The organism is Mycobacterium sp. 94-17 (assembly GCF_035617725.1).
Lineage (GTDB): Bacteria > Actinomycetota > Actinomycetes > Mycobacteriales > Mycobacteriaceae > Mycobacterium.
In genome coordinates, this window is sequence record NZ_JAPIYN010000017.1 from 59,026 (window position 1) to 73,944 (window position 14,919).

The 14,919-nt window shown below is 67.6% G+C and carries 14 protein-coding genes and 1 pseudogene; 10 read left to right on the top strand and 5 right to left on the bottom strand.

All coding sequences use genetic code 11. From position 1 onward, the window contains the following. The first annotated feature begins 192 nt into the window (after nucleotides 1–192). On the top strand, nucleotides 193–1,020 hold the full coding sequence (locus OQ789_RS18990) for a mycofactocin-coupled SDR family oxidoreductase (protein ID WP_324687642.1): 828 nt from the start codon (nucleotides 193–195) through the stop codon (nucleotides 1,018–1,020). 114 nt (nucleotides 1,021–1,134) lie between these two features. Continuing rightward, on the top strand, nucleotides 1,135–1,752 hold the full coding sequence (locus OQ789_RS18995) for a TetR/AcrR family transcriptional regulator (protein WP_324687643.1): 618 nt from the start codon (nucleotides 1,135–1,137) through the stop codon (nucleotides 1,750–1,752). Nucleotides 1,753–2,314: 562 nt separating this feature from the next. On the opposite strand, the gene OQ789_RS19000 is transcribed toward OQ789_RS18995, so the two are convergent. Next, complete coding sequence (locus tag OQ789_RS19000) at nucleotides 2,315–2,950, bottom strand: TetR/AcrR family transcriptional regulator (protein WP_324687644.1); 636 nt, start codon at nucleotides 2,948–2,950, stop codon at nucleotides 2,315–2,317. Between the two features lie 132 nt (nucleotides 2,951–3,082). On the opposite strand from OQ789_RS19000, the pseudogene OQ789_RS19005 reads away from it, so the two are divergent. Continuing rightward, nucleotides 3,083–3,289 (top strand): annotated as a pseudogene (locus OQ789_RS19005) (sigma factor-like helix-turn-helix DNA-binding protein); the annotation flags it as partial. Nucleotides 3,290–3,438: 149 nt separating this feature from the next. On the opposite strand, the gene OQ789_RS19010 reads toward OQ789_RS19005, so the two are convergent. Continuing rightward, on the bottom strand, nucleotides 3,439–3,576 hold the full coding sequence (locus OQ789_RS19010; protein ID WP_324687645.1) for a hypothetical protein: 138 nt from the start codon (nucleotides 3,574–3,576) through the stop codon (nucleotides 3,439–3,441). A 341-nt stretch (nucleotides 3,577–3,917) separates the two neighbouring features. Here OQ789_RS19010 and OQ789_RS19015 point away from each other — a divergent pair, with 341 nt between their 5' ends. The 5 genes from OQ789_RS19015 to OQ789_RS19035 all read left to right on the top strand — a co-directional run bounded on the left by OQ789_RS19015 (nucleotide 3,918) and on the right by OQ789_RS19035 (nucleotide 9,536). Next, entirely contained in the window at nucleotides 3,918–5,753 is a 1,836-nt protein-coding gene (locus OQ789_RS19015) for a CocE/NonD family hydrolase (RefSeq protein ID WP_324687698.1), read from the top strand. A gap of 53 nt (nucleotides 5,754–5,806) precedes the next feature. After that, nucleotides 5,807–6,931 carry a M42 family metallopeptidase gene (locus OQ789_RS19020; RefSeq protein ID WP_324687646.1) on the top strand — a complete coding sequence of 375 codons (1,125 nt, stop codon included), beginning with the start codon at nucleotides 5,807–5,809 and terminating at the stop codon, nucleotides 6,929–6,931. A gap of 195 nt (nucleotides 6,932–7,126) precedes the next feature. Then, nucleotides 7,127–8,113: a GNAT family N-acetyltransferase gene (locus OQ789_RS19025; protein ID WP_324687647.1), complete on the top strand. Its 987-nt coding sequence runs from the start codon at nucleotides 7,127–7,129 to the stop codon at nucleotides 8,111–8,113. A 55-nt stretch (nucleotides 8,114–8,168) separates the two neighbouring features. Further along, entirely contained in the window at nucleotides 8,169–8,858 is a 690-nt protein-coding gene (locus tag OQ789_RS19030; protein WP_324687648.1) for a DUF5642 family protein, read from the top strand. A gap of 27 nt (nucleotides 8,859–8,885) precedes the next feature. Further along, the gene (locus OQ789_RS19035) at nucleotides 8,886–9,536 is read left to right on the top strand and encodes a DUF5642 family protein (RefSeq protein ID WP_324687649.1); all 651 of its coding nucleotides are present in this window, start codon (nucleotides 8,886–8,888) and stop codon (nucleotides 9,534–9,536) included. On the opposite strand, the gene OQ789_RS19040 is transcribed toward OQ789_RS19035, so the two are convergent. Then, complete coding sequence (locus OQ789_RS19040) at nucleotides 9,533–10,129, bottom strand: alpha-ketoglutarate-dependent dioxygenase AlkB (protein WP_324687650.1); 597 nt, start codon at nucleotides 10,127–10,129, stop codon at nucleotides 9,533–9,535. The genes OQ789_RS19035 and OQ789_RS19040 overlap by 4 nt on opposite strands. Nucleotides 10,130–10,223: 94 nt before the next feature. Here OQ789_RS19040 and arcA point away from each other — a divergent pair, with 94 nt between their 5' ends. Continuing rightward, nucleotides 10,224–11,435, top strand: coding sequence for an arginine deiminase (gene arcA / locus OQ789_RS19045; RefSeq protein ID WP_324687651.1), 1,212 nt, complete (start codon nucleotides 10,224–10,226; stop codon nucleotides 11,433–11,435). Nucleotides 11,436–11,489: 54 nt separating this feature from the next. Here the strand turns inward: arcA and OQ789_RS19050 are convergent, their stop codons facing one another. Both OQ789_RS19050 and OQ789_RS19055 read right to left on the bottom strand, forming a co-directional pair. Beyond that, a complete protein-coding gene (locus OQ789_RS19050; protein ID WP_324687652.1) occupies nucleotides 11,490–12,338 on the bottom strand; it encodes a DUF559 domain-containing protein in 849 nt (282 codons plus the stop codon). 117 nt (nucleotides 12,339–12,455) lie between these two features. Then, a complete protein-coding gene (locus OQ789_RS19055) occupies nucleotides 12,456–14,051 on the bottom strand; it encodes a dolichyl-phosphate-mannose--protein mannosyltransferase (protein ID WP_324687653.1) in 1,596 nt (531 codons plus the stop codon). Between the two features lie 24 nt (nucleotides 14,052–14,075). Between OQ789_RS19055 and rsmI the strand changes: the two genes are divergently transcribed. Then, entirely contained in the window at nucleotides 14,076–14,912 is an 837-nt protein-coding gene (gene rsmI / locus OQ789_RS19060) for a 16S rRNA (cytidine(1402)-2'-O)-methyltransferase (RefSeq protein WP_324687654.1), read from the top strand. The last annotated feature ends 7 nt before the right edge of the window (nucleotides 14,913–14,919 follow it).

Here is a 14,919-nt window from a genome sequence, read left to right on the forward strand (position 1 = left end):
ACGGCGAGATGGACCGAACATAGGATTCGCGTGCAACGCCTGAAACGCGATCGGCGTCGCCGAAGGTTTCGCGATGAAACTCGCGAGAGACGTCCAAGTAGACAGCGGTGCCAGCGCAGCATCGAACACTCCGATAACCAACAACTACAGCGCCGTTCGTTGCGGCGGCGGTATAGAAAGTGAGCCCCGGGCATGGCAGGAAAGCTTGAAGACAAGGTCGCGTTCATTACGGGTGCAGCTCGAGGTCAAGGCCGTTCGCATGCCGTCCGTCTCGCCGACGAGGGTGCCGACATCATCGCGATCGACGTGCCGAAGCATATCGTTGGCCTGCCCTACGAGCCTGCGACTGCCGCGGATCTCGCCGAGACGGTACGACAGGTCGAGGCCCTCGGCCGCCGGATCGTGGCTGCCGAGGCGGACGTGCGTGACCTCGCTGCAATGCAAGCCGCGGTCGACGCGGGCGTGGCCGAACTCGGACGGCTGGACATTGTGCTCGCAAATGCGGGCATCTCGGCGCCCGCTCCCACGCTCGACATGAGCGAAGAGCATTGGCAGACGATGATCGACATCAACCTGACCGGTGTCTGGAAGTCCCTCAAGGCATCCGTTCCGCAGATCATCGAGGGTGGCCGCGGCGGTTCGATCGTGATCACCAGCTCGCTCGCGGCAATCATCGTGCAGCCGAACATCGCGCACTATTCGGCGGCCAAGGGCGGGCTGATCCAGCTGTCGAAGGTATTGGCTAAAGAGTTAGCGCCGCAGGGTATTCGGGTCAACACCATCCACCCGGGGACGGTCCTGACCCCCATGGTTTTGAACGAGCCGTCCTACCGGCTGTTCCGGCCCGACCTCGAGCACCCGACCCAGGAGGACTTCGAGGAGGTGGCGCGCTCGATGACCGGGCTACCCACAAGTGCGATCGACCCGGTCGACATGTCGAATGCGATCGTCTATCTGGTTTCCGACGATGGTCGTTACGTGACGGGTACGAGTCACGTGGTCAGCGCGGGCATGTTCTGACACCACGTTGCGGCAGGCTCATGTATGTGCCATTCTCTGGAATGGATGCCGTTGGGGCAGAACGAAAGTCAGTACCTGTGCTTGGTCTTCACAACTTAACTGGTAGGAGCGAAGGTGTCGACTGGCCGCGTGTATGGCGGAGTAACAGGTGAACAGCGAATCGCTGAGCGGCGCCGGAGGCTGATTGAGGCCGGCATGCACGTATTCGGTTCTGCGGGTTCCGGATCGGTGCGGGTCAAAGATGTGGTGGTTGAAGCCGGATTGACGGAGAGGTACTTCTACGAGAGCTTCAGCGACCTGGACGCGTTGTTCGACGCGGTACTCGAGCTCACCATGGAGACGGTCGAAATTGCCGTGAACGCCGCGGTCCTGGATGCACCTGATGACGATACTTCGCGACTATCGGTCGTACTCCGAACAACTGCAGATACGCTGGCCGGCGATCCGCGAACGATCCGGATCATCTTTGTCGAGGCACTCGGCAAAGGTGGGCGCGCCGGTGCTCGTCGAAATGAGATCCTTGTGCGTGCCGCCGAGAACTTCTTCCGGTGGTCGGGAACCGACATGGGTGATTTTGCCAGCAGCTCCCTAGAGGTCCGAACGAAGACTTTCGCCTTGACCGGTGCCGCTTCGGAGCTTTTCATCTCGTGGGCCGAAGGGCTTCTCGACATGACCGCGGCCCAGCTCGCGGACTTCCTTGTGGGACTTTACTGGCGGATCAATCTCCCCTGACGGATGCGGAAGGGGTCCCACGGTGGTGCCCCGTGTGGCGAGAATATAACGAAGCTGGATCTGGGGGTCCGATTGTCTAGCAAGAGTGTTCGCACGAGCTCGTAGATAGGCGCCTCAGGTCCATCGGGACCCAGTGCGATCGGTGCTTGCCGCCGCGTCGGGCTTGGCGCCGACAGCATCGAGCATGCGTCGTACGCACCCGGCGTAATCGACGCCTGTGTGTCGCTTTGGCATTCGCGCCTGCGATGATCGCCCGCATCCGGACTCCGCCGGGACCGGCGCACGACGAGCCCGATTTCATCTGCAGGTCGGCAATGAGATACCGCGCGGCGGCTGAGCCCGTACTAACCGGTTCGCCCCGGAACGGCCTTGCCGGCGTCACGTGTAGTAACAACACCGATCCGCCGGACGTGTTCTCGAGCCGTCGGGCGACGCGCCAGATGCAACGCCCAGTGTCGCGTCACCTCCAAGGCGCTCTTACCGGTCTTGGGGCTGGGACCCGCGTCCCTCGGCGATGTGGGCCCACCGACACGCGAGCATATCGGGAACGGCACTGTGCCACTTATCGCGCGCGTGGAAGCTGATCGAGGACCGCGAGGATGAGCACATAGGTTGCCTCGATGAGCTGTGCGCGAGGGCGTCGGCGATGATCGAGGAGCCACTGGGTGGCAACTGAGGTGATCACCCCGAAGATTCCTTGTGCGATGACGTCCAATTGGGGCTTGGGAAGGTTGCTGGTGGTGAAGGCATCGCCGGCGAGTGCTTGCACGGAGCTGGCGACTCTTCTGAATTGCGCCGCATAGGCCTCATCGACGGTGGTGCTGACGCCGAGCACTTCTAGAAGGGTGATCCTGGCGCCGCGTTGGTCGGCATCGATGGCGCTGAAATAGCCGACGAGCGCGGCGCGGAGCTGGGCCTCAATGGTTGCAGACGCGTCGGCGACCGCCAAGACCATTGCGTCGTGGAACTCGTTGACACAGCGCTCATAGCAGGCGAGCAGCAGCGCCTCGCTGTCGGGGAATGATTCGTAGAAGTAGCGCTTGGACAACCCGGCCCGCGCGCAGATGTGGTCAATGGTGGCCGCGCGGTAGCCGATGGTCCCGAAGATGTCTATCCCGGCGTCGACTAATTGTGCGCGGCGCTGCTCGACGCGCTGGTGCGGGGAAGCGCCCCGATAGGCGCGAGACAACGAACTCACGTCTAGATGTTGACACAACTTGGTTCCTGATGAAAACTAGAACCACACCGTTCCCGAAAGGCGGTCATTGTGATCATCGGCAACGTGGCGCTGAGTGCCGGCGCGGCGAACCGGGATCGGGGCGCCCCCACCTTGAATCTCGTAGCAGACCGGCAGCTGATCGGCCACGCGTTGGCACAGCTGTCCGTCGAGCAGCGCGCCGTGATTCGCCGCTCGTACTACGAGGCGCAGACGACGGCCCAGATCGCCGACGATCTCCAACTCGCCGAAGTCACCGTGAAATCGACACTGCACTACGCCGTGCGGGCGCTACGGCGCGCGGTGCAGGATATGGGGTAACCCGCGCAGTCGCGGCCGCCCCACGGGGTGCGCTCGGTCTGACAATCGGCTGCCAGGGGGCTATCCCGTGCTCGCGATGATCGGCAACGATTGCCGATGCCGACCGTGAGAAGACGCGCCGCCCGGCTACACGCGGCGTGAGTTATTGGTTAAAACGCGGTCACTGGCGGCGCACCGCCGCCGGTCACACCCTGGGCAACTACGCAGCCCGACGATCCCAGCATCACACCGGTCAGCATCGCGATCACTGCAGCAGTTTTAAGAATCTTCTTCTTGCTCGCGCTCATCGGTTCGCCTTTCTGCCGGTAGACACAACCGCGGAAAATATTATCGCGATCTTTGGGCGGAGATGCGTTATTGCACGAACGTGGTGAAAGCGCCGTCGTCGCATCGGCTTCAGAGGCGTTCGACCGTCAGCTCATCCGATCTCGAGGCGTGGCGGAAAGCCCGCGCCGGCGTTGCTCTAAGTTCGTGGAGTAATTCGCGGCGGCGCCGCCGCGAGCGTCAGGGGGAGCTGCCGATGGCGAAAGTGACCAGTCTGCGATCCGGGCGCAAAGCGCGACGTGCCCGCACGACCAGCCCGTCGCCCTTCGTCCCGGAATGGACGCCACCCCCGGCGACGTACGGCGTGGGGGTGCAGCACAATGTCGCGGTGCCGATGAGCGACGGCGTCGAGTTGCGGGCCGATATCCACTACCCCGCGCTGCCCGACACCGGACAACCCGCCGCCGGTCCGTTCCCCGTGTTGCTGTCGATCACGCCCTACGGCAAGAAGGCGCCGCCGCCGGCCGCCCAGATCGGCGGCGGCGCGGCTCCCTACCTGATCAAGCGCGGTTACATCGAGGTGATGGTCGACGTTCGCGGGACCGGATCATCGGGCGGCTCCTTCGAAATGTGCGGCGACCGCCAGACGCAGGACGGAGTGGAGCTGGTGCAGTGGGCGTCCACGCTGCCCAACGCCAACGGTCGCGTCGGCATGGTGGGGCTGTCCTACCTGGCGATCAACCAGCTGTTCACCGCGGCCGCGGTCGGCCCGGACTCGCCGCTGAAAGCGATCTTCCCGGTGATGGCCGCCCGCGACTTCTACCGCGACGCCGCCACGATGGGCGGCGTACCGCACCTGCACGCGGTCCGCGGATACGGTTCCGTCTACACGCTGCTCAACGTGGTCAACCCGACACTGGAGTGGCTCGCCCGCGGCGGTCACGCGCGACCGCGCTCCGGTGGCCTCGCCGCGGTCCGGCAGCGCGGACGCGACCAGCGCCACTACTTCCGGCCGTTGATCGCCGAGGTCGTCGCCGGCGGCGAAACCGCCTACGACGGCCCGTTCTGGGACACGATGAGCCCGGGGCTGGTGCTGTCCAAGGTCGCCGCCAACGGCGTCGCGACCTTCCTCGTCGGCGGGTGGCACGATGCGTTCCAACGCGGGGGCCCGCTGAATTACGCCGCGTTGCAGAACGCGGCCACCGGCCGGCCTGACGACGCACCGATGCAACCCGGCCAGCCCGTGTCGGAGCGCATCCGATTGATGATGGGCCCCTGGTATCACGTGTCGAATCACGGCGGACTGCACCTGGCCGCGCTGCAGGTGCGCTGGTTCGACTACTGGCTCAAAGACGATGCGGACGCGGCCATCTCGGGGAAGCCGCTGACGTTCCAGGCGATCGGAAGCTCTCGGTGGTTCTGCGCCGACAACTATCCGCTCGCCGAGGCGACCCCTACGCGCTTCTACCTTTCCGACGCCGGCCGATTGAGTTCGGACGCCTCGCCGGACAACACCGTGGCGCCCCTCACTTACGTGGCGCGCGGACCGCTGTCCGGTCGCAGCCTCGAGCAGTGGTCGCTGGGCCTGAACAGCTTCATGTTCGCCCAGCGGGGCCGCGCGATTCGCTACGACCAGGACAACCGCCGCCTGCAGCGCGGCGCGCTGACCTACACCACCGAGCCGTTCGGTGCGGCGAAGCTGGTGGCCGGGCCTATCGCGCTGACCATCCACGCGACGGCCACCACCACCGAGACCGTGTGGGTCGCGCACCTCGACGACGTCGCGCCCGACGGGTCCAGCCGCCCTCTGACCCAGGGCGCGCTGCTGGGTTCGCACCGCAAGCTGGATCCCGACCGCACCTGGTACCTGCCCGACGGAAGCGTGTTGCGGCCGCAGCACCTCAGCACCCGGTCGGCCGCGCAGCCCGTGGTGCCGGGCGAGGTGACCCGCTACGACGTGGAAGTCTTTCCGACGGCCGCGCTGATCGAGGCGGGCCACCGGCTGCGCCTGACGATCACCACCTACGACTTTCCGCATCTGGTGCCCAGCAAGCCGGCGCGACGGGCGTTGGCCGGCGGGCGCTACCAACTGCATCAGGGTGGGCCGACGCCGTCATACATCCTCGTCTCGCTGGCAGACCCGGAGGCCGTGAGCCGAACCGGGGATCCGGCGGGGCCGTCGTCGCCGCCCGTGGGGTAGCCGCAGCCCCGCACTGGGTACTGATCCACTGAACCCCGGCTCGAGAGGAACCCATGGCGCACGACTCGGTCGACGACCTGCTGCAAGAACTTCTCTGGACCTACGGGCCGCCCGGCCAGGAGGACGCGGTGCGCGCCGTCTGCGCCCGCGAGCTGCAGCCCGTCGTCGACGACATGTGGACCGACGACGCCGGCAACCTGATCGGATACGTCGCCGCCGATCCTGCGGCCGTCGATGCCGGCGCGCACGACCACCGCTACCGGACGACGTCCGAACCCGGCACCGCCACGCGGGTGATGGCACACATGGACGAGCTGTCCATGATCGTCAAGCGCGTCGAACCCGACGGCACACTGCATTTGACCCAGCTCGGCATCATGTACCCGGGCAACTTCGGGCTGGGCCCGGTCGCTGTGCTGGGCGACAACGAAACCCTCACCGCCGTACTGACTCTCGGCTCTGAACACACCACGAAGGAGAGCCCGCGGATCTGGGAGACCAAGCCCGATCAAGGCGACCGCTCGCTGGACTGGCAGCACGTCTACGTCTTCACCGGACGCAGCACCGACGAATTGGCCGCCGCCGGGGTGCATGCCGGGACCCGGGTGTGCGTCGAGCGCAGCAAGCGGGACCTGGTCGAGATGGGCGACTATGTCGGCGGCTACTTCCTCGACGACCGCGCCGCGGTGACCGCCCTGCTGCGCGCCGCGCGCCTGCTGCATGAGCGCGACCAACGACCCGCCGACGACGTGTACGTCGTGTTCACTACCAACGAGGAGATCGGCGGGGTGGGGGGCAGCTACGCCAGCTCGCACCTGCCCGGCGACCTGACGCTGGCCCTCGAGGTCGGCCCGACCGAACGCGAGTATCACACCAGCGTCACCGGTGGCCCGATCATCGGCTACAGCGACGCCCTGTGCGTGTACGACAAGAGCATCGCCGACCGGCTGCTCAAAATCGCCACCGACCGCGATCTGTCACCGCAGCCGGCCGCCCTGGGCGCATTCGAATCCGATGCGTCGCACGCCAAGGCCTACGGGCTGACCGCACGGGCCGGGCTGCTGTGCCTGCCCACGCTGAGCACCCACGGCTATGAGGTGATCGCCCGCCACGCGATCGACGACATGGCCGGGATCGTGGTCGATTTCGTGTTGGAGCCGAGTCACAAGACGGCCTGAGACCGCGGCGCGGGCGGTGCTCGCACCCGCTCGTCCTTGCCGGAGCCGCGACCGTGCTCATAACCTGGCAATAACCGGCCGCATCCGGGGGGTTGGGCCCGACGCGGTAGACGACGGCAAGCAGGCGGGCAGGTCAATGGCAGCAGCGCGACGCGCACCGCGGTGTCGCGACGCGGCGGGCGGCGGTCGTGGGCGATGGCCGAACTGACCGGCGCTCGGGTGGACGAGCTGGCGGCGATGGACATCTTCGAGGGATGTCCCGCCGAAGACCTGGCCCCGCTGGCGGGCCGACTGCAGCCACTGCGGGCCGCGGCCGGCCAGGTGCTGATGCGGCAGGGGGAGCAGGCGGTCTCATTTCTGTTGATCTCGTCGGGTACCGCCGAGATCAAACACGTCGGCGACGACGACGCGGTGATCGTCGAGCATGCCTCGCCGGGCATGATCGTCGGCGAGATCGCCCTGCTGCGTGACATTCCCCGAACCGCGACGGTGACCACAGCCGAACCGTTGACCGGTTGGATCGGTGATACCCGGGCCTTCGCCAGCATGGTGCACATCGGCGGCGTGACGCCGCGGCTGCTGCGCACCGTGCGTCAGCGCCTCGCCGCGTTCATCACGCCGGTTCCCATCCGCGTCCGCGACGGCACGCTGCTGCTGCTGCGCCCGGTCCTCCCCGGGGACAGCGAGCGCACGGTGCACGGCCACGTCTACTTCTCCGCGGACACGTTGTATCGCCGGTTCATGACGCCGCGGCTTCCCACCCCCGCGTTGATGCACTACCTGTCGGAAGTCGACTACGTCGACCACTTCGTGTGGGTGGTCACCGATGGCAGCGACCCGGTGGCCGACGCCCGCTTCGTGCGCGACGAGAGCGACCCGGCGGTCGCCGAGATAGCGTTCACCGTCGCCGACGCCTATCAGGGCCGCGGCATCGGCTCGTTCCTGATCGACGCGCTGTCCATCGCTGCCCAGGTCGACGGCGTCGAAAGATTTTCCGCCCGAATGCTTTCGGACAACGGCCCGATGCGCGCGATCATGGACCGCTACGGCGCCGTGTGGCAGCGCGAGGACATCGGCGTCATCACCACGGTGATCGACGTACCCCAGCCGCGCCACCTGCCGCGCAAGGAGGCCGAGCAGATCAAACGCATGGCCCGGCAGGTGATCACCGCGGTCGGCTGAGACCGCGCTGGCGTGGGAGGGCCGGCGCGCTCGCATCGTGTGTTATCAACTCCTCATGCGGCCGTTCTGGATTGGCCCGTCGCTGCTGGGGGTGCTCACGCTGGCAATCGCCGCGTGTGGTCATCCACCCGCACGCACCCCGTCGGCAACTCCCACGAAATCCGCAACCCCGAGCCCCGTTATCGTCAATCCCGCCAATATCAAACGGGTGGTGCGCGACCTGCCGCCCGGTTACGAGGTGACCACCGCAATCCCCGGCGCCGCCTCACCGAGGGTGATCTGGAGCCTGGGGGAGGACGTGCAGGCCAAGCCGGCCAAGTGCCGGACGCTGGCCGACCCGGGAAACGGGCGCGACCAGTCGGCGCAGGGTGTGTCGGGATCGGGGAGCGGCGGCATCGTCGACGCGGTGGTGGTGGCTTTGCCGGAGCCGGTGGATTTTCCGGAAGGCCTGCTCGCCGCGTGTGCCCAGTGGTCGGAAACCGCCGGGCACACCGTCGCGCACGTGCTCCTCACCGATGCTCCGCACGTCGACGGTGTCGACACGCTCGGCATGGTGGCCGACGTCAAGTCCTCCGTCGAGTCGGGCACCGAAATAGACTCGCGCACATACACATTCACCGCATATCTGGGAAATTGCTACGCGTTCACCACGCTGACCACCGATCCGGGCTCGGGGCTTCCGGTGTTGCCGCCGCAATTCGCCGCGGATCTGCTCGTCAAAACGGTGTCCACGTTACGCAGCTGAGCGACGCGCTTGGGTAGATTGGCCACGATGTCCAAGATGTTGCTCGCGGTCGTGGCCGTTGGTCTGCTGACAGGCTGCTCATCGGGCAGTCATCCGGCGCAGGTCGACATCAACAAGGTCGTCGACGTCAAGTCCAGCTTCGGGCCCGAGTACAAGGTCAGCGACATCAGCGAACGTGGCATCGATCCCAAGCTGCTGGCCGGCCGCAAACTGCCCGACGGGTTGACGTTCGACCCCGCCAACTGCGCGAAAGCCTCGGCCGGTCCGGACATGCCCGCGGACCTGCAGGGCAACATGTCGGCGGTCACCGCGGAGGGTCGCGGCAACCGGTTCGTGGTGATCGCGCTGGAGACTTCAAAAGCGTTGCCGCTCAACGAACCTGGGAAGGATTGCCACAAAGTGACCTTCACCGGCCCGCAGCTGCGGGGCGGCGTCCAGGTGGTCGAGGTGCCGCAGATCGAGAACACCCGCACGCTGGGCGTGCATCGCGTCATGCAGGCGCTGACGCCGGGCGGCCCGCGAACGGGTGAGCTGTATGACTATTCGGCCGCATTCGGCGACTACCAGGTGATCGTCATCGCCAACCCGCTGGTGGCCCCCGACCAGCCCGTCGTCCCGGTGGACACCCAGCGGGCGCGCGACCTGCTCGTCAAAGCGGTGTCGGCGGTGCGCGGCTAGCGCACGCCGCGTGGCCGGAACTGGATGCTCACCCGCGGACCCACAGGCGCCGTCGTCTTGGGCACTGCGTGCTCCCAGGTGCGCTGGCACGACCCGCCCATCACCAGCAGATCCCCGTGCGCCTGGGGCAACCGCAGGGATGGGCCGCCGCCGCGGCGGCGCATCGCGAACGAGCGGGTGGCGCCCAGGCTGACGATCGCCACCATGGTGTCCTCGGTACTGCTGCGGCCGATGGTGTCGCCGTGCCAGGCCACGCTGTCCGACCCATCGCGATAGCAACACAATCCGACCGTGGTGAACGGCTCGCCGAGCTCGCCGGCGTAGATGTCATTGAGCCGGCGCCGCAGCCGGGCCAGCTCCGGGTGCGGCGGCTCATCGGCCGCGAGGTCGTGAAAGCTCACCAGCCGCGGCACGTCGACGACCCTGTCGTACATCTGCCGGCGCTCCTCGCGCCACGGCACCGTCGACACCAGCGCGTCCAGCAGGTCATCGGCATCGGTGAGCCAGCCGGCGCGGATCTCGATGAACGCCCCGTCGCCGAGCTGCCTGCGCTCGGTGTGCTGGAACAGGGAGCCTTGGACCGCGATCTCCACGCGACCGAGTTTATCGCACATCCGTTCGATGACGCCGTGGGCGCGACGCGCGTGTAACCCGACCGCGGGGGCCACGCGCCGCTACGGTTGACGGGTGGGTGTTGTCGAGCTGGGCACCAATTCCGAGGTCGGCGCGCTGCGCGTGGTCATCCTGCACCGGCCCGGCGCCGAGCTGCTGCGGCTGAATCCGCGCAACGTCGACCAGCTGTTGTTCGACGGCCTGCCCTGGGTCGCCCGCGCGCAAGACGAGCATGACCAGTTCGCCGCGCTGTTGCGGTCCCGCGGCGTCGAGGTGCTGCTGTTGTCGGACCTGCTCACCGAGGCGTTGACGCACAGCGGAGCCGCCCGGATGCAGGGCGTCGCGGCCGCCGTCGACGCCCGGCGGCTCGGAGTGCCTCTGGCGCAGGAACTTTCGGCATACCTGCGGGGGCTCGAGCCGGCGCGGCTGGCCCAGGTGCTGATGGGCGGCATGACGTTCAACGAGTTGCCCTCCGACACCCGTACCGACGTCTCCCTGGTGCTGCGCATGCATCACGGTGGCGATTTCGTCATCGATCCGCTGCCCAACCTGGTCTTCACCCGCGACTCGTCGATCTGGATAGGCCGGCGAGTGGTGATACCCACGCTGGCGCTGCGCGCCCGCATCCGCGAGGCGTCGCTGACCGACCTCATCTACGCCCATCACCCCCGGTTCACCGGTGTGCGACGTGCCTACGAGTCGCGCACCGCCCCCGTCGAGGGCGGCGACGTGCTGCTGCTGGCGCCCGGCGTGGTCGCCGTCGGGGTCGGCGAACGTACGACTCCTGCTGGCGCGGAAGCCTTGGCGCGCAGCCTGTTTGACGACGACCTCGCCGACACCGTGCTCGCGGTGCCGATCGCTCAGCGGCGCGCCCAGATGCACCTGGATACGGTGTGCACGATGGTCGACACCGACACGGTGGTGATGTACGCCAACATCGTGGACTTGTTGTCGGCCTTCACCATTGCGCGCACACCCGACGGTGTCGCGATCAGCGACGAGGCCCCCTTCCTGGAGGCGGCGGCCAAGGCGATGGAGATCGACAAGCTGCGGGTGATCGACACGGGGCTCGATCCCGTCGTCGCCGAGCGTGAGCAGTGGGATGACGGCAACAACACGCTGGCGCTCGCGCCCGGCGTGGTGGTCGCCTATGAGCGCAACGTGCAGACGAACATTCGCCTGGAGGACGCCGGCATCGAGGTGCTGACCATCGCCGGTTCCGAACTGGGCACCGGCCGGGGCGGGCCCCGGTGCATGTCGTGCCCCGTCGCCCGCGATCCGCTGTAGCGGACGGCGCCGAGATTGCCGTGATGGTCGTGGTCCGGGCGCCGAGCACAGCCCTCACGGCAATCTCGGCGATGAAGGCCGCGCCAATGCCTCGCGTGCACGCTGCACGATGACGTGAGGGCGGTCCTCGTTGATCACCCTGATCACGTTCCAACCGAGTCGGCTCACCATTTCGGCTCGCCGAATGTCTTTCACGTATTGGCCTCGGTCGGTGCGGTGCTGTTCGCCGTCGTACTCGATTGCCACCATCGGCTGCTCCCACCCCATATCCAGGTACGCGACCATCCGGCCGTCAGTAACCCTGATCTGGGTGACGGGCCCTGGCAAGCCCGCGTCGATCAGCACGAGCCGCAGCCAGCTTTCTTTGGGCGATTGCGCGCCGCCGTCCATGAGTGAGAGGGCTGTTCGGCATCGGCGTACGCCCCGGGCCCCTTTGTGTTCGGGGATCAGGGGAGTGACGTCGGCGGCAGTGATACCCGTCGCGGCGGACAACGCGTCAAGGGTGGCGACCGCCGAGCCCCGCGGTAGGTGCCGAGCCAGATCGAACGCGGTACGCGCCGGGCTGGTGACAGGCAGTCCGCCGAGGTCGACGATCTCTTCGGCGCCGATTCGTTCACGGCGAACGATTACTCCGGTGGGCGGATGGTTGAGCGGTCCGATGATTTCTATAGGTGTGAACTCGTCGACCCATCTGGCCCCGTGCAGCGCGGCAGCGGCGCGGCCCGCGACGATTCCCCGACTGCCGGACCATAACCAAGCCCCATAAATGTTGTCCCGCAATGACCTCGCGGCACTTTTCGGCAGGTAGACGTTCTGGTGAATTCGCGAGTAGTTCCAACGCAATTGGCCGCGGGTCAGCGCACCGCGCGCAATCGCATCGCTGCCGAGAAAGGTCGCCGCCATCGGCACATGATGCGTGCCGGGGCCGACACACCTCAGCGAGATTGCGGTCATGGTCGTGGTCCGGGCGCCGAGCACAGCCCTCACGGCAATCTCGGCGCAAAGCGCGAAGCGCCAAGATCAGCGCCAGCTGGGTAGCCAGATCTCCATGTTCCACGTCTGCTGCGAAATCGGCAGGCCGGTGAGCACCGGGAACAGCCACGCGAAGTTGGCCACCACCAAGGCCACGTAAGCGCACACCGCGATCAGGCCCAGCGTGCGTCGCTCCGAATAAACCCGCACCCCTAGCCGCCGGGGCGGGGCGCCCGGGGTGTAGAGAATGTCGCCGCAGATCAGCGCGATCGCCATCACCAAAAACGGCGCCATGGTCGAGGCGTAGAAGAAGTACATCTGCCGGTCGATGTCGGCGAACCAGGGCAGCCAGCCCGCGCAGTAGCCGACCAGCACTGCGGCGTAACGCCAGTCGCTGCGCACCAGCATGCGCCACGACGCGAAGGCCAGGACCGGCACCGCCAGCCACCACATCGCCGGGGTGCCCACCAGCATCTCGGCCTTGACGCACGATTGGGCGCCGCACCCGGCGACATTCTGCTCGTCGATGGCATAGAGCACCGGCCGCAACGACATCGGCCAACTCCACGGTTTGGATTCCCACGGGTGGTAGTTGCCGGCGGCGTTCGTCAGGCCTGCGTGGAATTGGAAGGCCTTGGCGGTGTAATGCCACAGCGATCGGATGGCGTCGGGCATCGGCACGATCGAGTGGGGCCCGATCGTCTGGCCCACCTCGTGGCGGTCGATGGCGGTCTCGGAGGCGAACCACGGCGCGTAGCTGGCCAGGTACACCAGCACCGGCATGACGGCCAGCGCGTACACGGTCGGGGCGAGGTCACGCCGCACCGTCCCCAGCCAGGGCCGGGTCACCTGGTACTGGCGCCGGGCGGCCACATCGAACGCCAACGACATGACGCCGAAGAACAGCACGAAGTACAGGCCGGACCACTTTGTGCCGCAAGCCAATCCGAGTAGAACCCCGGCGCCGAAGCGCCACCAGCGCACCCCCAGCCGCGGACCCCACACCGTCTCGGCGGTGCGGCCCTCCTGCAGCGCGACGTGCATTCGCCGGCGGACCTCGTCGCGGTCGACGATCAGCGCGCCGAACGCCGCGACCACGAAAAACGTGAGGATGCCGTCGAGCAGGGCGGTCCTGGCGGTGACAAAGCTGACGCCGTCGCAGATCACCAGCACCCCGGCGATCGCGCCGATCAGCGTCGAGCGGCTGATCCGCCGGACGATCCGCATCACCAGGGCCACCATGACCACGCCGAGCAACGCGCCGGTGAACCGCCAGCCGACGCCGTTGTAGCCGAAGATCGCCTCGCCGATCGCGATCAGCTGCTTGCCGACCGGCGGGTGGACGACCAGGCCGAACCCGGGGTTGTCTTCCACGCCGTGGTTGTGCAGCGCCTGCCAGGCCTGCGGCGCGTAGTGCTTCTCATCGAAGACCGGGGTGCCGCCGTCGGTCGGCGAGCCCAGATTGAGGAATCGGGTCACCGCCGCCACCAGCGAGATCACCCCGGTCACCACCCAGCCGCGGACGTGATCGGTCGGCCCGAAGTCGGCCACCGGCACCAGCGGCCCGGGGCTGACGACCGGCACCGCCCGCTGCAGCGCGTCAGCCGCCACGGGCTGCGGGGATTCGCGGGGCGGGGCGGACATCACGTCGATCGTAGGCTGTCGGTCATGACCACCGGCCGCCTGTTGCTGGGCGCAACTCCCCTGGGGCAGCCGTCGGATGCCTCGTCGCGCCTGGTGCAGGCACTGGCCCGGGCCGACGTGGTGGCCGCCGAGGACACCCGCCGGGTGCGCACCCTGGCCAAGGCCCTCGATGTGCGCATCACCGGCCGGGTGATCAGCATGTTCGACCAGGTCGAAAACGCCAGGGCGGAGGCCGTGCTGGAGGCGATCCGCGCGGGCGCGACGGTGCTGGTGGTCAGCGACGCCGGGATGCCGCTGATCAGCGACCCCGGTTACCGGCTGGTGGCGGCCTGTGTGGAGGCCGGCCTGCCGGTCGGATGCCTGCCGGGGCCGTCGGCGGTGACGACCGCGCTGGCGCTGTCCGGTCTACCGGCCGAGAAGTTCTGCTTCGAGGGTTTCGCGCCGCGCAAGAAGGCGGCGCGACGGACCTGGCTGGATTCACTGGCCGACGAGCGGCGCACCTGCGTGTTCTTCGAATCGCCGCGCCGGTTGCCGGCCTGCTTGCGCGACGCGGTCGAGCGGCTCGGCGGCGGCCGCCGCGCGGCGATCTGCCGGGAGCTGACCAAGGTGCACGAGGAAGTGGTGCGCGGATCCCTCGACGAGCTGGCGGCATGGGCGGCCGACGGTGTGCTCGGCGAGGTCACCGTGGTGCTGGCGGGCGCCGCCCCGAGCGCCGACGTGCCGTCGCTGGTCGCCGAGGTCGAGGAGCTGGTGGCCGCGGGCACTCGGGTCAAGGACGCGTGCGGTGAGGTGGCCGCCGCCCATCCGGGGGTGCGTCCGCGCCAGCTCTACGACGCGGTGCTGCGCAGCCGCCGCGACTGAGGCCTCC